The 18,336-nt window shown below is 58.8% G+C and carries 20 protein-coding genes; 10 read left to right on the top strand and 10 right to left on the bottom strand.

All coding sequences use genetic code 11. The annotated features are described in order from the left end of the window. The first annotated feature begins 11 nt into the window (after positions 1-11). The 4 genes from urtB to urtE are packed head-to-tail and all read left to right on the top strand — an operon-like array spanning position 12 to position 4,164. Positions 12-1,586 carry an urea ABC transporter permease subunit UrtB gene (gene urtB, locus RRF55_RS04240; protein ID WP_004179758.1) on the top strand — a complete coding sequence of 525 codons (1,575 nt, stop codon included), beginning with the start codon at positions 12-14 and terminating at the stop codon, positions 1,584-1,586. Next, positions 1,586-2,659 (top strand): urea ABC transporter permease subunit UrtC, encoded by a 1,074-nt coding sequence (gene urtC, locus RRF55_RS04235; protein WP_004190225.1) that lies wholly within the window; start codon positions 1,586-1,588, stop codon positions 2,657-2,659. Before urtB ends, urtC begins: the two co-directional genes overlap by 1 nt. Next, positions 2,659-3,456, top strand: coding sequence for an urea ABC transporter ATP-binding protein UrtD (gene urtD / locus RRF55_RS04230; RefSeq protein ID WP_004190223.1), 798 nt, complete (start codon positions 2,659-2,661; stop codon positions 3,454-3,456). The genes urtC and urtD overlap by 1 nt, the downstream gene beginning before the upstream one ends. Positions 3,457-3,465: 9 nt before the next feature. Beyond that, entirely contained in the window at positions 3,466-4,164 is a 699-nt protein-coding gene (gene urtE / locus RRF55_RS04225; RefSeq protein WP_130974843.1) for an urea ABC transporter ATP-binding subunit UrtE, read from the top strand. 35 nt (positions 4,165-4,199) lie between these two features. Here the strand turns inward: urtE and RRF55_RS04220 are convergent, their stop codons facing one another. Next, the gene (locus RRF55_RS04220; protein WP_002904389.1) at positions 4,200-4,682 is read right to left on the bottom strand and encodes a helix-turn-helix domain-containing protein; all 483 of its coding nucleotides are present in this window, start codon (positions 4,680-4,682) and stop codon (positions 4,200-4,202) included. Positions 4,683-4,811: 129 nt separating this feature from the next. After that, a complete protein-coding gene (gene ydeE / locus RRF55_RS04215) occupies positions 4,812-6,008 on the bottom strand; it encodes an efflux MFS transporter YdeE (RefSeq protein WP_002904391.1) in 1,197 nt (398 codons plus the stop codon). A gap of 195 nt (positions 6,009-6,203) precedes the next feature. Here ydeE and eamA point away from each other — a divergent pair, with 195 nt between their 5' ends. Further along, positions 6,204-7,103, top strand: coding sequence for an O-acetylserine/cysteine exporter (eamA, locus tag RRF55_RS04210; protein ID WP_021313929.1), 900 nt, complete (start codon positions 6,204-6,206; stop codon positions 7,101-7,103). A gap of 48 nt (positions 7,104-7,151) precedes the next feature. On the opposite strand, the gene marB is transcribed toward eamA, so the two are convergent. From marB to marR, 3 genes are read right to left on the bottom strand one after another with little or no spacing between them, the layout of a single operon-like run. After that, positions 7,152-7,370: a multiple antibiotic resistance protein MarB gene (marB, locus tag RRF55_RS04205; RefSeq protein WP_002904394.1), complete on the bottom strand. Its 219-nt coding sequence runs from the start codon at positions 7,368-7,370 to the stop codon at positions 7,152-7,154. Between the two features lie 40 nt (positions 7,371-7,410). After that, complete coding sequence (marA, locus tag RRF55_RS04200; protein ID WP_002904397.1) at positions 7,411-7,785, bottom strand: MDR efflux pump AcrAB transcriptional activator MarA; 375 nt, start codon at positions 7,783-7,785, stop codon at positions 7,411-7,413. A 20-nt stretch (positions 7,786-7,805) separates the two neighbouring features. Then, entirely contained in the window at positions 7,806-8,240 is a 435-nt protein-coding gene (marR, locus tag RRF55_RS04195; RefSeq protein WP_004143563.1) for a multiple antibiotic resistance transcriptional regulator MarR, read from the bottom strand. A gap of 89 nt (positions 8,241-8,329) precedes the next feature. Between marR and RRF55_RS04190 the strand changes: the two genes are divergently transcribed. Together RRF55_RS04190 and RRF55_RS04185 are read left to right on the top strand one after the other, a co-directional pair. Next, positions 8,330-8,458: a hypothetical protein gene (locus RRF55_RS04190; RefSeq protein WP_004217987.1), complete on the top strand. Its 129-nt coding sequence runs from the start codon at positions 8,330-8,332 to the stop codon at positions 8,456-8,458. Between the two features lie 43 nt (positions 8,459-8,501). Beyond that, on the top strand, positions 8,502-9,170 hold the full coding sequence (locus tag RRF55_RS04185; protein WP_002904403.1) for a MarC family NAAT transporter: 669 nt from the start codon (positions 8,502-8,504) through the stop codon (positions 9,168-9,170). A 68-nt stretch (positions 9,171-9,238) separates the two neighbouring features. On the opposite strand, the gene RRF55_RS04180 is transcribed toward RRF55_RS04185, so the two are convergent. Beyond that, positions 9,239-10,438, bottom strand: a complete 1,200-nt coding sequence (locus RRF55_RS04180; protein WP_002904407.1) for a sugar transporter — start codon at positions 10,436-10,438, stop codon at positions 9,239-9,241. 201 nt (positions 10,439-10,639) lie between these two features. Between RRF55_RS04180 and RRF55_RS04175 the strand changes: the two genes are divergently transcribed. Beyond that, a complete protein-coding gene (locus RRF55_RS04175) occupies positions 10,640-11,434 on the top strand; it encodes a PhzF family phenazine biosynthesis protein (protein ID WP_023287622.1) in 795 nt (264 codons plus the stop codon). A gap of 45 nt (positions 11,435-11,479) precedes the next feature. On the opposite strand, the gene RRF55_RS04170 is transcribed toward RRF55_RS04175, so the two are convergent. From RRF55_RS04170 to RRF55_RS04155, 4 genes are all read right to left on the bottom strand, one after another. Beyond that, positions 11,480-12,799, bottom strand: coding sequence for an MFS transporter (locus tag RRF55_RS04170; RefSeq protein WP_004179768.1), 1,320 nt, complete (start codon positions 12,797-12,799; stop codon positions 11,480-11,482). Between the two features lie 63 nt (positions 12,800-12,862). Continuing rightward, positions 12,863-13,813: a phosphoglycerate dehydrogenase gene (locus RRF55_RS04165; RefSeq protein ID WP_439419096.1), complete on the bottom strand. Its 951-nt coding sequence runs from the start codon at positions 13,811-13,813 to the stop codon at positions 12,863-12,865. Positions 13,814-13,898: 85 nt separating this feature from the next. Further along, on the bottom strand, positions 13,899-14,783 hold the full coding sequence (locus tag RRF55_RS04160) for a dihydrodipicolinate synthase family protein (protein ID WP_014907630.1): 885 nt from the start codon (positions 14,781-14,783) through the stop codon (positions 13,899-13,901). Positions 14,784-14,797: 14 nt separating this feature from the next. Then, positions 14,798-15,946, bottom strand: coding sequence for an iron-containing alcohol dehydrogenase (locus tag RRF55_RS04155; protein WP_004179774.1), 1,149 nt, complete (start codon positions 15,944-15,946; stop codon positions 14,798-14,800). A gap of 174 nt (positions 15,947-16,120) precedes the next feature. Between RRF55_RS04155 and dtnK the strand changes: the two genes are divergently transcribed. Beyond that, the gene (dtnK, locus tag RRF55_RS04150) at positions 16,121-17,356 is read left to right on the top strand and encodes a D-threonate kinase (RefSeq protein ID WP_048332804.1); all 1,236 of its coding nucleotides are present in this window, start codon (positions 16,121-16,123) and stop codon (positions 17,354-17,356) included. Further along, positions 17,349-18,335, top strand: a complete 987-nt coding sequence (locus tag RRF55_RS04145; RefSeq protein WP_004151623.1) for a D-threonate 4-phosphate dehydrogenase — start codon at positions 17,349-17,351, stop codon at positions 18,333-18,335. Before dtnK ends, RRF55_RS04145 begins: the two co-directional genes overlap by 8 nt. Position 18,336 lies beyond the last annotated feature (1 nt).

The following is an 18,336-nucleotide window of genomic DNA, read 5'->3' as shown; positions in this document are numbered from 1 at the left end:
AGGAGAACGACATGAACGCATTGCGTCTCATGAATGTGTTGGCGCTACTGCTGATCCTGCTGCCATGGCGGGCGCAGGCCGCGGAGGCGGACGACTTCGTTGCCGCCAGTCGCAGCCAGCAGGCGCAGCTGTTGACCCAGTGGGCGGCAGCGCCGCAGGCGGATCGTCTGCCGCTGCTGCGGGCGTTGACCACCGAGAGCCTGGTGATGGACGACGGAAAACATGCTTTCCGCACCCGACAGGGCGGATTACAGCCATTGGGCGCTGTCGCCGCGCCGCAGGGCGAAACCCGGCCGGTCCGTCTGACCAACCGGCTGCGCAATCTGGCTGCCGGCGCGCTGGCCAGCCACCTTATTTTAAGTGACAACGTCACGGAGAGAGCTTCCGCCGCACGAACGCTACAGCGGGAAGCGACTCCGGCCATGGCCGCGCTGCTGCAACAGCGGCTGCAGGCGGAAACCGATGATAATGTGCGGGGTCTGCTGGAGGTGGCGCTGGCGCGCCTGCAGCTCACTCAGCCTGAGGCCAGCGCGCGGCTGGCCGCCGTGACGCTGCTCGGCCATTCCGCGGACCCGGAAACCCAGGCGCTGCTGATCCCCTTTACCGATGCCCAACATGAGCCGGATGCGGCGGTGCGCGAGGCGGCCAGCGACAGCCTGCAAAAGATCAAACATCGTCTGCTGCTCGGCGATCTGCTGGGCCAGGCCTTTATGGGACTGTCGCTGGGATCGGTGCTGTTGCTGGCCGCGCTGGGGCTGGCGATCACCTATGGCCTGCTGGGGGTGATTAACATGGCCCACGGCGAGATGTTAATGATCGGCGCCTACAGCTGCTGGCTGGTACAGCAGGCGCTGGCGCAGCTCGCGCCGCAATGGCTGGCCTTTTATCCGCTGGTCGCGCTGCCGGTGGCGTTTCTGGTGACCGCCGGGATCGGCATGGCGCTGGAGCGCACCATTATTCGTCATCTGTATGGTCGGCCGCTGGAAACGCTGCTCGCCACCTGGGGGATCAGCCTGATGCTTATCCAGCTGGTGAGGATGCTGTTTGGCGCGCAGAACGTGGAGGTGGCAAACCCGGCCTGGCTCTCCGGCGGCGTGCAGGTCCTGCCGAACCTGATCCTGCCGTGGAACCGGCTGGCGGTGCTGGCGTTCGTCCTGCTGGTGCTGTGCTTTACCTGGCTCATCCTGAACCGTACCCGTCTGGGGATGAACGTCCGCGCCGTGACGCAGAACCGGGCGATGGCCGCCTGCTGCGGCGTGCCTACCGGGCGGGTGGATATGCTGGCTTTTGGCCTCGGCTCCGGTATTGCCGGGCTGGGCGGCGTGGCGCTGTCGCAGCTTGGCAACGTCGGGCCTGAACTGGGTCAGGGATACATCATCGACTCGTTTCTGGTGGTGGTGCTGGGCGGCGTCGGCCAGCTGGCCGGCAGCGTGGCGGCGGCCTTTGGGCTGGGCATTTTCAACAAAATTCTCGAACCGCAAATGGGCGCTGTGCTGGGCAAAATCCTGATCCTGGTGATGATTATTCTGTTTATTCAGAAACGCCCGCAGGGTCTGTTCGCGCTGAAAGGGAGGGTTATTGACTAATGAGCCAACCAATCACCTTAACGCTGGCGCAGCGCGCGCCGCGGCCTCTGCGCTGGCTGGGGATCCTGCTGGTGCTGGGGCTGCTGTGTATGCCATTCCTGGCGCTGCTGCCGGCCTCGCATCCGCTGGCGGTGCCGAGCTGGCTGCTGACGCTGAGCGGCAAAATCCTCTGCTACGCCATTGTGGCGGTGGCGCTGGATCTGGTCTGGGGCTATGCGGGCATGCTGTCGCTGGGGCACGGGATCTTCTTTGCCCTCGGCGGGTACGCCATGGGGATGTACCTGATGCGCCAGGCGGCGGGCGACGGTCTGCCGGCGTTTATGTCTTTTCTCTCCTGGAGCGAGCTGCCCTGGTTCTGGTGGGGCACGCAGCATTTCGCCTGGGCGATGGCGCTGGTGGTTCTGGTTCCCGGTCTGCTGGCCCTGGTTTTCGGCTGGTTTGCCTTTCGCTCGAAGATCAAAGGGGTCTATTTCTCGATCATGACCCAGGCCCTGACCTATGCCGGTATGCTGCTGTTCTTTCGCAACGAGACCGGGTTTGGCGGCAACAACGGCTTCACCGGTTTTACCACGCTGCTGGGTTTTCCGGTCACCGCCACCGGCACCCGCGCCAGCCTGTTTATGGCCACGGTTTTGCTGCTGTTGCTGACCCTGTGGCTGGGCTCGGCGCTGGCGCAGAGTAAGTTTGGCCGGATCCTCACCGCGGTACGTGACGCCGAAAACCGGCTGATGTTCTGCGGGTACGACCCGCGCGGCTTCAAGCTGCTGGTGTGGACGCTGTCGGCGGTGCTCTGCGGTCTGGCGGGGGCGTTATATGTCCCGCAGGTGGGGATCATCAACCCCAGCGAAATGTCGCCGACCAACTCCATCGAGGCCGCCATCTGGGTGGCGCTCGGCGGGCGCGGCACCCTGATTGGCCCGGTGCTTGGCGCCGGGTTGGTCAACGGTGCGAAAAGCATTTTCACCGTGGCGATGCCAGAGTACTGGCAGCTGTTTCTCGGCCTCATCTTCATCATTGTGACCCTGTTTTTACCCCGCGGGGTGATGGGCCTGCTGCGTCGAGGAGACCGCTAATGCAACCGGATGAAGGACTATTTACCCGCCAGCTGCCCGGCGATCGCTTTCGCGAACAAACCGATCCGGTGCTGCAGCTGGAGAACATCAACGTCAGCTTTGACGGTTTCCGGGCGCTGACGGATCTGTCGCTGGCGATAGGCGTCGGCGAACTGCGCTGTGTGATCGGCCCCAACGGGGCGGGCAAGACCACCCTGATGGACGTGATCACCGGCAAGACCCGGCCGCAGAGCGGCAAAGCGCTCTATGACCAGTCGGTGGATCTGACCACTCTTGACCCGGTGGCCATCGCCCGCCAGGGCATCGGGCGCAAGTTTCAGAAGCCGACGGTCTTCGAAGCGCTGACGGTGGCGGAAAATCTCGCCCTGGCGATGAAGGGGGATAAATCGGTGTGGGCCAGCCTGCGCGCCCGGATGAGCAGCGAACAGGACGATCGGCTGAATGAGGTGCTGCGCTTGCTGCGTCTTGACGGCGAGCGCTACCGCCAGGCCGGTCTGCTGTCCCATGGTCAGAAACAGTTTCTTGAGATCGGCATGCTGCTGGTGCAGGAGCCGCATCTGCTGCTGCTTGATGAGCCGGCGGCCGGCATGACCGATGCGGAAACGGAGTATACGGCGGAGCTGTTTCGCACGCTGGCCGGACAGCACTCCCTGATGGTGGTGGAGCACGACATGGGATTTGTCGAGACCATCGCCGACCGGGTGACGGTCCTGCATCAGGGCCAGGTGCTGGCGGAGGGATCGCTGCGGGAGGTACAGGCCAATGAGCAGGTCATTGAAGTTTATCTGGGACGTTAAGGAGCGCCAATGTTACAGGTGAGTCAGCTACATCAATACTACAGCGGCAGCCATATTTTACGCGGGGTGGATTTTTCCGCCCGCCAGGGCGAAGTCACCTGCCTGCTGGGGCGCAATGGCGTCGGTAAGACCACACTGCTGAAATGCCTGATGGGGCTGATCCCGGCGCGCAGCGGTGAGGTACGCTGGCAGGATCAGAACATCACCCATCGCAAACCGCACCAGCGGGTGCAGGCCGGGGTCGCCTACGTCCCCCAGGGGCGCGAGATATTTCCGCGCCTGACGGTGGAAGAAAACCTGCTGATGGGGCTGTCGCGCTTTCCCGCCCGCGAAGCGCAGCAGGTGCCGGAGGAGATCTACCAGCTTTTCCCGGTGCTCAGGACCATGAAGCAGCGGCGAGGCGGTGACTTATCCGGCGGCCAGCAGCAGCAGCTGGCGATTGGCCGCGCGCTGGCCAGCCGCCCACAGCTGCTGATCCTTGATGAACCCACCGAGGGGATCCAGCCCTCGGTCATCAAAGAGATTGGCGAGGTGATCCGCCAGCTGGCGAGCCGCGGAGACATGGCGATCCTGCTGGTGGAGCAGTTCTATGACTTTGCCGCCGGGCTGGCGGACCACTACCTGGTGATGTCGCGCGGCGCCATCGTCCAGCAAGGCAAGGGTGGTGATATGGAGAGCGACGGCGTGCGCGCCATGGTGACCATCTGACCAGGCCGGCGGCGGTCGCGCCGCCGGTTTGCGGCCTATTTGCGCAGTAGCCGCTGCAGGCGCGCCTGGCGCCAGTTTTTAATCCATTCGCCGAACACGAACAGGCGTAATCCTCTCACCACCAGCAGGGCGCCCCAGATCAGGGCGACCCAGCCGGACCAGTAGTACTGTGGATTAGTGAAGCGGTTAAGCACCGCCAGCAGCACGCAAACCACCAGCGCCACCGACAGCGAACGGAAAAAGCGGCTCTCCTGATGCACCCGCGCTTTGGCTTCCTCTATGCGCAGATCCAGTGAGGCTTCCTGGCCCGGCGCGTCTTCCCGCCGGGCTTCGCCGCCGATCTCGGCCACCGTCACTTCAAAGACCGCGGCGAGGGCGCTGAGAGTCTCCAGCCCCGGGCGTTCGCCATTCTCAATGCGCTGGATCGTGCGGACGCTGAGACCCGCCATTTCGGCCAGCTGCTCCTGGGACCAGGCGCGCTGCAGCCGTAATTGTTTGACCTGATTGTTGCTGTTCATATTCGTATGCTCCATAACGTTCTGCGGATGTAAACCTGTGATGGAGTATGGTGAACCGGGCCGCCAGCCACCACGACAGCGACCCGACAACGGCCCGACAGCAACCTGACAGCCGCATGCCAGCTGGCGTCAGGCGTTGGCCAGCGGAGAGTCCGGTTGCCAGGGGCGGGCATTGATCCCGCGGAAAATCATCAGCCAGGCGGCGACAATCGCCACGATAAGAATGACAAAAAGCGACCAGTGCGGCAGATGGGTGAGGATCAACCCCGTCAGCATCGGGTTGAATGCCGCCCCCAGCCACCCCAGCGACTGGGCGGAGAAGTAGCTGGCCTTCATCCCCGGCGGGGCAATATGGTCAATCAGCATATACTCCCCGGGGGCATAAATCACTTCCCCGAGGGTGAAGATCGCCGCCGAGATCCCCCACGCCCACAGGCTGGCGCCAGAGAACATAAAGCCCACAAGGCCGATCACAAAGCAGACGGTGCCGAAGGTCATCAGCGGGCGGATATTTCTCGCGCTCAGCCGCCGGCCAACCGCGTACTGCAGAGCAACCACCACCGCGGCGTTGACCGGCAGCACCACGGCCACCACTTTCTCGGCGAAATCGCTGCTGGCGACCACCAGCACATACTGCGAGAGACAGGAGGCGAAGGCGCCGCCGACGAAGGAGGCCAGCAGCCCGGAGCAGGTAAACCACAGCAGCGCCCGGTCGCGCAGCAACACCGAAGGCGACCAGGGCGCGGCGCCCGGCTGGGCCGCGGCGGCGCCATCCCGCTGAAGAAACAGCTGAATAAACACCAGCGGAAAGGCGGCGCAGGCGGCCGCCAGCCAGAACGGCAAATTGATACTGTGCATTACCAGCAGGGTGCCGATGGGCGGCCCAACGGTCCAGCCGATGTTGAGGATGGTGTAGTTCAGCGAGAATATGCGCGCTTTTTTCTCTGCCGTCAGCCGGTCGGCGAACCAGGCTTTCAGGACGGTGGAAAAGACCGAGTAGGCGCAGTTGATCAGCGCAAAGAAGATCACCACCAGGGGGGCGTTATTGACCAGCGGTATTGCGCTGAAGCCGAGAATAAACACCAGCACTGACCACACCATATAGCGCTTTTTATCGAACCTGTCAGCGAGGATGCCAAAACCCATGCTGAACAACACCCCAACCACCAGCGCCAGCGACAGGGCATAGCCAATCACATCCACCTCCAGCTGAAAGCGTCGGGTGAGATAGATGGTCATAAACGGCAGTGTGGCCCCGCGGCCGATAGTCAACAGTAACGACGATGCCAGCAGCGCGATGGTGGAGCGCCGGAGAGTGGTGATCATGATTTCCTTGCCTGTCATGTTGTTATAATTTTATGTCTTCGATCACAAATAACACGGCCATTACGCCTTGTACAGGTCATCGCGGTCGACGGGCGCACTTCCGGGCCTGCCAAAAATAATGATCTATCCCGGCGGCCGCTTTTTCGCTACTTTGATTTTGTTCACAAAAATTCCAATAACGACAGAGGCAGGGGTATGACGAGGAAAGATGGACTACTGGCGCTGCTGGTAGTGGTGGTGTGGGGGCTTAACTTTGTGGTGATTAAGCTGGGGTTGCACAATATGCCGCCGCTGATGCTGGCGGGGCTGCGCTTTATGCTGGTCGCCTTCCCGGCGCTTCTGTTTGTCGCCCGGCCAGCTATTCCGCTGCACCTGCTGCTGGGCTATGGCCTGACCATAAGTTTCGGTCAGTTCGCCTTTCTGTTCTGCGCTATCGGCCTGGGTATGCCGGCCGGGCTGGCCTCCCTTGTGCTGCAGGCGCAAGCCTTCTTCACCATCATCCTTGGCGCCTTCGTCTTTGGCGAACGTCTGCAGGGCAAGCAGCTGGCGGGGATCGCCCTGGCGATCTTTGGCGTGCTGGTGCTGGTGGAGGGCAGCCTTGGCGGGGAGCATGTGCCGCTGGTGGGCTTTATGCTGACCCTCGCGGCGGCGCTCAGCTGGGCCTGCGGCAATATTTTCAACAAGAAAATCATGTCCCAGGCGAGCCGGCCGCCAATCATGTCGCTGGTGGTCTGGAGCGCGCTGATCCCGGTGCTGCCGTTTATGCTGGCCTCATTGTTGATCGATGGCCCGCAGACCATGCTGGCGAGTCTGCAACACATCGATCTGCTAACGATACTGTCGCTGCTTTATCTGGCGTTTATCGCCACTATCGTCGGCTATGGCATCTGGGGATCGCTGCTGGGGCGGTATGATACCTGGCGGGTGGCGCCGCTGTCGCTGCTGGTGCCGGTGGTGGGAATGGCCAGCGCTGCGCTGCTGCTCGGGGAGACGCTGAGCGGACTGCAGCTCACCGGGGCGGTGCTGATTATGGCCGGACTCTACATTAATGTCTTTGGCTTACGTTTGGTGCGGCCTGGCATGGCGCGCGGATAAAAAAAAGCCCCGGAGACGGGGCTATACACAATTATGCGTGTAATGGCATCACAGGTCGTGCTGCTGGTAGTACGGCACGCCAAGTTCGTCAGATTTATCATTACCAGCCGCCATATGATTGAAATCAAACGGCGAATCATTATGTTCTGAAGGGATAATCATTGTATCACGCTGGTTTTGACGCACCGGCGTGGTGTTTTGCTCCGCATAGCTGAGGCTGGAGGCCAGCGACAAGAGTACGATAGCTGCGGCAGCGAATAGTTTCATGATTTCCTCAATACGTCTTTTATAGTGCAGGCGAGTAACATCAGTTATTTAGCGGATGTAGATAGCGGGATTCGCCAGGTACATTCGTTATGCGATACTTGTGGGGCGGAACATCGAAATAGTTCTTGAACGTTCGCGTCAGGGTCTGCTGCGACTCGAAACCATAGCGTTCCGCCAGGTACAGGATTGGCTCATTGCTCTGCTTGAGCTTCTGCGCAATCTCCGTCAGCTTGCGGCTGCGGATGTACTGGCCGAGGGAATGGCCGGTCTCTTTCTTAAACATACGTTGCAGGTGCCACTTAGAGTAACCGGAGCGCTCAGACACTTTTTCCAGCGACAGGGGCGATTCCAGGTTATCCTCGATCCACGACAAAATACTATGGATAGTGATGGCGTCATTATTACGTCTGGACATCATCTTACCTCTTCTTATTTTTACGGCAGGACCTTCTTGAGCAGTTGCTCAAGCATGGCGACTTCGTCCGCCGACAGATTTTTCGTTAACTCCTGGTGTAACTTCTGACCCACAACCTGATGACACTGCTCGCAAAGGGCTGCGCCGTCCGGCGTCAACTGCACCAGCACGCCGCGCTTGTCAGCGGGGTTGGGTAACCGTTCAATCCAGCCTTTGCACGCCAGGCGGTCGAGCATGCGCGTCATCGCGCCCGGGTCGACGGAAAGCACGGTTTTCAGCTCAACGGGGGTAATACATACTTCGCAACGAATGGAGCAGAGCACGCGAAACTGGGTCGCGGTAATATCCATAGGTGAGAGGTAGTCATTGAGCAGGCGATCTTTTTTCTGGTTAACCATCTGGATCAAGCGGCCCAGCGGGATCATTTCATTAAACAGGTCGCTGGTACTTTTCATAATGGTTGCCCAGGCAAGTAATTAGTTGCAAGTGATACTATTGCCCAGGCAATCATAAGTCAACATTATGAATTGGCCGATGCCACGATTTGCTAAAATGGAAAAGTACGATGTGGGTCACTCTTTATGATTTTTCTAACGCTTGTTATTTTTTTGCAGAAGTGATTTATCAGCAGGCTGGCGTCAAATTTGTTGAAGCCGATATACTCACGGAATGAAACCATTCTTAAAAAATGAATATTAACGGGACTTTAATTAACTATGTTCGATTTGTTTAAAGCAATAGGGCTCGGCCTGGCGGTGCTTTTACCGCTGGCGAATCCACTCACAACCGTGGCGCTGTTCCTTGGCCTGGCCGGTAATATGAACAACGCCGAGCGTAATAAACAGGCGTTAATGGCATCGGTGTATGTCTTCGCCATCCTGATGGTGTCGTGGTATGCCGGTCAGGTGGTGATGAATACATTCGGCATATCAATACCTGGGCTACGTATCGCCGGCGGATTGATTGTGGCCTTTATCGGTTTCCGCATGCTGTTTCCCCAGCAAAAAGCCCACGATTCGATGGAAGCGAAGATCAAATCGGAAGAACTGCAGGATGAACCGACCGCCAATATCGCCTTTGTGCCGCTGGCGATGCCAAGCACCGCCGGTCCGGGCACCATCGCGATGATTATTAGCTCCGCCTCGACCGTTAAGCACGGCGTGGACTTCCCGGAGTGGGTGGTGCTGGCGGCGCCGCCGATCATCTTTTTGCTGTTAGGGGTGATTCTGTGGGCTTGTCTGCGCAGTTCCGGCGCGATTATGCGTCTGGTTGGCAAAGGCGGCATCGAGGCCATCTCGCGACTGATGGGCTTTCTGCTGGTCTGCATGGGCGTGCAGTTTATTATTAACGGCGTGCTGGAGATCATTTCGACCTGGCATCCCTGACCGCCCGCGATGCGCAGAGAAAAAAAGCCCGCCGGCGCGATACCGGCGGGCTTTTTTGTGCGACGGAATCAGGAGTGGTGCGGCTGATGGTCTTCCAGCGATACCGGCCAGCGACGGAATATCATCAGCGACCAGACCAGCGCGACCAGCGCCGGAATGGCGCCGACGTAGCCGACGGAGGCCATGGAAAGATGCAGACTCACCTGGCTGCCGACCAGCGCCCCGGCGCCTATGCCGATATTAAAGATACCCGAGAACAGAGACATGGCGACGTCGGTGGCATCCGGAGCGGAGGCCAGCACTTTCACCTGCATGCCGAGACCGATAATCATGATCGCCACCCCCCAGAAGATGCTGAGCAGCATCAGGTGCTGCGGGTTATGCGAGGCCGGCAGCAGCAGCAGCAGGCAGGCGAGCAGCAGGGCAATCGCCAGGCTTATCAGCCCCGACGCGTGCTGGTTACCGAGCTTACCGAACAGAATGCTGCCGATAATACCGGCCCCGCCAAGGATCAGCAGCAGTACGGTGGCAAAGTTGCCGCTCAGGCCCGCTACCGTCTGGACAAAGGGCTCGATATAGCTGTAGGCGGTATAATGAGCGGTCACCACCACCACGGTCAGAATGTACACGCTGACCAGCGCCGGGCGGCGGAACAGCACCGGCAAGCTTTTCAGCGAGCCAGAATGTTCGCTCGGCAGGGTCGGCAGCAGTTTTACGAGGCAGGCCAGGGTGGCTAACGCGCCGAGGCCGATCGCCAGGAAGGTCATCCGCCAGCCAAAGTACTGGCCGATAATGCGCCCGATCGGAATACCAAACACCATCGCCAGCGCGGTACCGGTGGCGATCAGGCTCAGCGCCTGCGCCCGTTTGCCCGGCGGGGCCATGCGGATGGCCAGTGCCGACGTTATCGACCAGAAAACCGCATGCGCAAAGGCGATACCAATGCGGCTAATCACCAGCACGTCAAAATTCCAGGCAAAAAACGACAGGACGTGGCTGGCGATAAACAGAATAAACAGGCCGATAAGCAGGCGCCGGCGCTCCACTTTGCTGGTCAGCAGCATAAACGGCAGCGACATTAACGCCACCACCCATGCGTAGATGGTCAGCATCATGCCCACCTGGGCGGTTTCCATGCCGAAGCTGTCGGCAATATCCGACAACAGACCGACCGGGGCAAACTCTGTGGTGTTAAAAATAAACGCGGCGATGGCCAACGTCACGACACGTAGCCACGCTACCTTGCGTGAGACCGTATTCGTAGTCATAAGCTCTGGACTGGTGATTCAGGGAAAGATGTGACGCTGATCTTAAAACGATTGTTGGCGAAAAGACAATCATTTTGTGATCTGCGTCTCATTTAATCGCAAGGGGCCGGCCGCGGTTAAGCGATTAATTTTGCTATGGATAGTGTCAAGGGGGCGCTTTTATGTCATGTTGAAGGAAAGTAAAAAAAGTAAGGACAGGGTATGCAGGAAATTCAATTTTATCTGGTCGATGCTTTCAGCGATAAAAACTTTGGCGGCAATGCCGCGGCCGTCTGCCCGCTCAGCGAGTGGTTAGCCGACGATGTGCTCCTGAAAATGGCCCAGCAGCATAATCAATCCGAAACGGCTTTCTTTGTCCGTACCGACGAGGGCTATGAGCTGCGCTGGTTTACCACACTCGCTGAGATCAATCTCTGCGGTCACGCGACCCTCGCCGCAGCGCACGTTATTTTCGAATATCTCGACCATCCTTCGGCGACGATTCTCTTTAGCACCCGTTTTGTTGGTGAGCTGCGGGTCACCCGTAATGGCGACTGGCTGACGCTCGATTTCCCTGCGTGGTCGACCTCTCCGGTGGAAAAACCGCCGGCGGATCTGCTGACCGGGCTAGGACTCGAGGCCGCCGTTGAAGTTCGGGAAGGGCGCGATTATCTGGTGGTGCTGGCGGATCGCCAGCAGGTTGAAGCGGTGCGACCGGATATGGCGCGGCTGCGAACGCTTGGCAAAATGATCTGCGTCAGCGCGCCGGATGAAGAGTATGACTTTGTCAGCCGCTTCTTCTGCCCGGGAGAAGGGGTGCCGGAAGATCCGGTCACCGGCTCCGCCCATAGCATGCTGATCCCCTGGTGGGGCGAAAAGCTGGGGAAAACCACCATGATGGCGCGCCAGGTCTCCGCTCGCGGCGGCGACCTGCGCTGCCAGTGGCAGGGCGACCGTGTGCTGATTAGCGGCCAGGCCACCACCTATATGCGCGGAACGGTTTACCTGCGAGGTTAACAATGTGTTTACGCCCGGTGGCGTCCTCTACCGGGCGGATTGGACTTAATGTTGTTCTGCGGCATTAAGGACGGGTGATTTTCCACCTTTGTCATTGATAGGTTCAATTTTACCCATCAGGAACAGGTAGTTGATTATCCCGATAACGACAAGAATGGCCGAGAAAATCAGTGCCCAGTTGAATGAGCCTGTCGCAGCAACGATCGCACCCGTAATGATAGGACCGACTGCGCCTCCCATATTCGAAACCGTATTTTGCAGCCCAGCGACAATTGAGACGCTATTTTTGGGTGCAACATCACCCGGTAAGGCCCAAACCTGCGATGCGGCGACCGTCGTGCCTGATTTTGCGACACACAAGAGAAAGACGGTCATAAACACAGAGTCGGTAAATGGTGCAAAGCCGATACAAAGTGCCATAAGCAAGCCGATAGTCAAAAACAGTTTACGGGTCGCTGTTAGAGACAGTACTTTCTTATGTACCAGACGATCCGAGGCCCAGCCAGCAAAAACTTCAATCACCATCCCGCATAATAAAGGCAGAGCGGCTACCATTCCCATTTTAATAAAATCCATACCTTTTTCTTTTACCAGGTAAGTAGGGAGCCAGGTAATAAAAAAATAGGAGGTATAATTGATGGTAAAAAAGCCGATGCACATTGCCCAAATGTTACGATAACGCAAGAGCTTATACCATTTCATGGGCAATACAGTTTTGTCGCCGTGATGTTGTTTTTGGCCATCACGAATAATACGCACTTCTGAAGGACTGATGCGTTTGTGTTCTTCCGGGTTTTCAGCATAGATAAAATACCAGGCGATAACCCATAAAATGCCCACACTGCCGATAATCAAAAAGGTCAGTCGCCAGTCAAAGGTGTAGATCATCCAGACGATAAGCGGCATGGCAATCGCCCCGCCAAATTTTGACGCACTATCGAATAGTCCGGATACGGTGGCACGTTCTTTATCCGGAAACCAGCGTGCGGCGATCCCTGCGTTGCTGGGGTAGGCGGCGGCCTCGCCAACACCTAAAGCCAGACGCAGTGCCAGAAGTGATTTAAAACCCGTGGCAACACCCATCATCGAGGTGGCAATTGACCACCAGGCGACGGCTAAACCAAGACCTTTTTTCTGACCAAAACGATCGGCGAACCACCCGGCGGGGATCTGTAATAACGAGTATGACCAAAAAAAAGCCGCCATGATAAACCCCATCATTTCGGGGTCGAGTTTCAGTTCATCGATTAAATGTGGGGCTGCGGCAGATAATACTGTCCGGTCGATATAGTTGATGGCAATAGCCAACCACATTAACCCGGCTATCCACCAGCGAATACGAGTAGTGTTAGCTGTCGTGTTCATATATTCGGCTCTAAGTAGATGTTCGTTATATTGGTGGGAATGGCATGCTTCCCACCTCGTTATTTACAGCGAATTCATAATGTTTTCAGGTCGTTCACCACGACAGACGCAGGTAATAATTTTGTTGACGCAGCGCGCGCTAATATTGCTAATTGCGCCATCCGTATATCCAGCAATATGAGATGTTGGCGCAAAATTCGCCAGGCTAAATAAAGGGTGCGTAGCGCAAGGTTCCTCGAGAAAAACGTCAGCTGCGGCTCCGGCGAGGTGTCCTGATTCTAGTGCTTCATACAACGCTTGTTCATCAACAATACCGCCTCTGGAAACATTGATCAGGAATGCCCCTGATTTCATCTGCTGCAGCCGGGCGGCATTAAACATATTTTCAGTTTCCGGGGTTAAAGGGGTATGCAGGCTAATAAAATCACTTTGCGCCGTCAGGGTATCCAGTGAGACATATTCAATCTGGTGTTGTTGTGCAAATTCTCTGTCTGGCCAGGCGTCGGTGGCGAGCACTCGCATATTGAATCCGCGCGCACGTCGCGCCACTTCCTTACCGATATGGCCTAAACCGACGATCCCCAGGGTTTTGCCATACACATCAGTGGCAAAAATACGAGGCCAGTTGCCTGCTTTCGTTTCTCTGATTGCCTGATAAATCTGGCGGGCAGTATTGAGAATTAAGCCAAAAGCAAAATCGGCCACCGCATGCTTGTTGGCATCAGGAACGTTAGTGACAAAAATTTTGCGCTGACGTGTAGCGTTAAGATCGATGTTATCCACACCAACGCCGTGTTTGCAGACAATTTTTAACCTCGGGGCCTTTGCCAGCAGCGATTCATTGATGTCGGTGAAGGCGACAATCATCGCTATGGCATCAGGCAGATGCTGAGCCAGCATCTCTATAGAGGCATCGGCAGGCAACATGACCAGTTCAAGATCGGCCTCTTTCAGTGCCGAAATGGGCGCATCGTCGTATTTGGCGAATGAGGGCGAGGTGCAAATTACTTTCATAACCGTTTCCTGTTTACTGGCGACAATGAGCGTCGCAAATACAAGACCTTGCCCCAGCCAGTGATGGCCGGGGCGGATACGTAAATTAGTGAAGGTAGGTGTTAATGATATTTTTAATCTGCTGCAGCTGGTGGTCACTAAACTGCACCGCGTAGCGGCTGTCGCCCACCTCGTGACCCATTAGCTGCAGGGCTTTCTTCACCGCCGCAGGCGAGAACGCCACTTTATACAGATCGGTGCGCAGGCCCGTTACCTGCTCCTGGGCCTGGCGCGATCCGGCGATATCCCCGGCGTGAAAGCGCGACCAGATGGCGTTAATTTCAGCGGGGGCGACGTTGGCAAGCCCCGAGATGCAGGCCGAGCAGCCGTCGACAAATCCCTGATGGATAAGCGAGTCCGGCCCGTTCAGAACGTCGAAACCGTCGATATCGCGCACCGCGTCGAGAAAGCCTTTCAGGCTGTCGTAGCTGCCGGCGCTATCCTTAATGCCGACGATATTCTCGTGGCGGGCCAGCTGGCGCGCGGTCTCCGGGGCAATAGTGTTCCCGGTGCGGGCGGGAATGTTGTAAAGAAAGAGCGGGACGCTCAGCGCGTCGGCGATCGCCGTATAGTGGTTAATCAGCTCTTCCTGCTTCAAGGGCACGAACCACGGGGTAATGGCCGATACCGCGTCAACTCCGAGGCGGGCGATCTGCTGGCCCAGCCGGCGCGTCTCCCGGGTGGAAACCTCCCCAATATGGGCCACCACCGGCGCGCGACCGGCCGCCTCTTCCACGCAGGTTCTGGCGATGGCGATCTTCTCTTCCTCATTGAGGACAAAAAACTCGCCGTTGGTGCCGCCGCAGAAAATACCGTTGCCTGCGGCGAGCTGGCGCTGCACCTGCTGGCGTAGCGCCGGCAGGTTAAGCGCTCCCTCGGCGGTAAAGGGAGTGACAATGGCGGTGAGTACGCCGCTAATAGCTTTCCTCATTTAACTTTCTCCTGTTAGGCATGTTCTGGATACAGCGTTTGGTAGATGGCCGCGATCTCTTCGCGGCTGACGCTGCATGGGGCATTGTTCATCAGGCGTTTGACGTTTTGCGCCGCTGCGCTGAGGGCGGAAATACTCTCCTGAGGCACGCCTAGCGCGGCCAGGTTGTCCGGCAGCGGCAGTCGTTTGACCAGCGCCGCCAGCCATGCGACCAGCGCATGGGATTTCTCTTCCGCGCTGAGCGTGCGATCTGCATCGGGGATCAGGTCCCAGACTTGAGCGAACTTCGCCACCGCGTGAGGGCGGACCACCCGCATGCAGGGCGCCAGCAGAATGGCGTTGGCCACCCCGTGCGGCAGGTGCCAGGTACCGCCAAGCGGATAGGAGAGCGCATGTACCAGGTGAGTGCCGGCATAGTTGATCGCTGCGCCGCCGTACCACGAGGCCCAGAGCATCTCCAGCTTCGCCGTCAGATCCTGCGGCTGATTTACCGAACGCTCGATATGGCGTACCAGCTTGTGTAAACCGATTAACGCCGCGTTATCGCTCACCGGGTTGGCGACGGTGGAGGTAAAGCACTCCAGCAGATGACACAGAGCATCGATTCCGGTCGACGCCGCGATGCTGGGCGGCATGCTGGTGGTCAGCTCCGGCAGCAGGGCGACATAGTCCGGAAGCAGCACCGGGGAGATGATCCCCACCTTCGTCTGCTGCTCGGGGATCGCCAGAATGGCGTTCGGCGTCGCTTCGGATCCGGTGCCCGCGGTGGCCGGGATTAACAATGAGCAAATTCGTCGTTGCGGCTGCTCGCCTGCCAGCAGGGACGTCAGCGAGGGCGCCTCAGGGTGCAGAAGTACTGACAGCAGTTTTGCTACATCCAGTACGCTCCCCCCGCCGATACCAACGACCATCTGCGGCTGGCTGGCGCCCAGCTGGCTGACGATCTGCGTAACATCGTGATGGTTGGGCTCAGCTGGCACGCTGTCAATGACCTCAACTTCACGTCCTTCAGCCGCCAGCAGGCGATGAATCGCCTGGGTTGCCTCCAGCGCCCCGACGTTCTTGTCGGTCACCAGCAGGATTGAGGTTTTACCGGCCAGCAGCGGGAGCAGGGCCGATGAGGCGCCAGCCCCGCTGATGATTGTGCTGTGTATCGTCGCCACGCGTTTCTCCTTGGTAGTAATTGATTGAATTCAATCATTCATAAATCTTGCCACTCGTCTGATGGGGAAAAGTTATAATTTATACGGCAACTTAATAACTTGAGTTTGCTCACATTTAATCAAATATGATTGAATATAATCAATTTAAGATTTTATCGACTACAAGGCAGGACAATGAACGACGGCAATAACAGAGTGCTGGTGCTGGCGGATGACTTTACCGGGGCCAATGACGCCGGGGTCAGCCTGGCGGAGGCGGGTATGTCGGTGGAAGTGGCCTTCACCGCCGGACAGCCATCAACCGCCCGGGCATTAATTCTCAACAGCGACAGCCGGGCGATGACCGCCGCGGCGGCGGCGGACAAGGTCGCCGCTCTGCTGCGCGGCGCGGCGACATTCGTCTCGCACTGGCAGGTAAAGAAGATTGACTCCACGCTGCGCGGTAACCCCGGCGGCGAACTGGAGGCAATGATGGCGGCGCAAGGCTGCCGGATGGCGGTGGTGGCCCCGGCTTATCCGGCAGCCGGGCGGCATACCCGGGACGGGCGCTGCTATGTGCATGGTGTGCCCCTCGATCAGACCGAATTTGCCAGCGATCCGAAAACGCCGGTGAGCCGGGCGGAGATTAGCGAAATTATCGCCATGCAGAGCCGTCTTCCCTGTCTGACCCTGAACGCTGGCCAGCTTCCGGCGGCATTAGCGACGGCGGGCGAGGAGAAGCGAGTGTTGATTGTCGACGCCTGGGAAGACAGCCATCTGGACCAGGTGATCGACGCCGTTGCGCCCCATGCGCGGGAGACCCTGCTGGTCGGCTCGGCGGGTCTCTGCGAGGCGCTGGCTCGCCGCCTGCGCCGCAGCGAGCAGGGCCCGCTGCTGGCGGTGGTCGGTTCGATGAGCGAGATGGCGCAGCGCCAGGTTGCTGCGCTGCAGGTCCATTCCCGAGTACGGGTGATTGAAATTGATGTCGAACAGGCCTTTAGCGGATCGCCGAAGGAGGAAGCTTCACGGATCGCCGGGGCGCTGCGTGAGGGCCAGCACTGCGTGGTGACCACCCGCCCGAATCACGCCGCCCGGCACGGGATTGAAGCCCGGTGCCGTGAACGCGGTCTCAGCCGCGCCGCCTACGGGGAGCACATCTGCGCCTGGCTTGCCGACGTCACGGCACTGGTGGTGGCGCTGTGCCCACCGGGCGCCCTGTACCTCTCTGGCGGCGATGTAGCCATCGCCGTCGCGCACGCGCTCGGCGCCACAGGGTTTCAGATCCGCGGCCGGGTGGCGGAGTGCGTTCCATACGGGCATTTTCTCGGCGGCCGCTGGTCGCGGCCGGTGATGACCAAAGCCGGAGGATTCGGCACCGACACCACGCTGTTACATGTTGTGAATTTTATTGAGGAGAAACTGAGTGTCTAAGATGATTGCAGTGACAATGGGCGACCCGGCAGGGATTGGTCCGGAGATTATTATCAAATCCCTCGCCGAGGGGGCGCTGAGCGGCGCGCCGGTGGTGGTGGTGGGCTGCGCGCAGACGCTGCGGCGGATCCTGGCGCTAAATATCACACCGCGTGCGGAGCTGCGCATTATTGACCATCCCGCCGAGGCGAGTTTTTCCCCAGCGACCATCAACGTCATTGATGAACCACTCAGCGACCCGCAGGGGCTGCGCCCTGGCGAAGTCCAGGCCCAGGCAGGGGATCTCGCGTTTCGCTGCATCAGGCGGGCGACCGCGCTGGCGCTGGAGGGCGCGGTCGCGGCCATCGCTACCGCGCCGCTGAATAAAGAGGCGCTGCATCTCGCCGGGCACGCTTATCCCGGCCATACCGAACTGCTGGCCCACCTGACGCAGACTACCGATTACGCCATGGTGCTCTATACCGAGAAGCTTAAGGTTATCCATATCACTACCCATATTTCCTTGCGCCAGTTCCTCGATACCCTCAACCAGCCGCGGATTGAGACGGTGATTGGCGTGGCGGATCGCTTTCTGCGCCGCGTCGGCTATCCGCGTCCGCGCATCGCGGTCGCCGGCGTTAACCCGCACGCCGGGGAGAACGGCCTGTTTGGCGATGAAGAGATCCGTATCGTCGCCCCGGCGGTCGCCGCCATGCGGGCGAAGGGAGTGGAGGTGACCGGCCCCTGTCCGCCGGACACGGTGTTTATGCAGTGTCACGAAGGCATGTACGACATGGTAGTGGCGATGTATCACGACCAGGGGCATATTCCGCTGAAGCTGCTGGGATTCTATGACGGGGTGAATATTACCGCCGGGCTGCCGTTTATCCGTACCTCCGCGGATCATGGCACTGCGTTTGATATTGCCTGGACAGGTAAAGCGAAGTCTGAGAGCATGGCAACCTCCATTGAGCTCGCCATGCACATCGCGCAGGAATAAC

It is taken from the genome of Klebsiella sp. K47 (assembly GCF_051858335.1).
In the GTDB taxonomy this organism is placed as follows: Bacteria; Pseudomonadota; Gammaproteobacteria; order Enterobacterales; family Enterobacteriaceae; genus Klebsiella; species Klebsiella pneumoniae.
The sequence above is the reverse complement of the archived record's forward strand: the minus strand, read 5'-3'. Positions and strand labels throughout refer to the sequence as shown.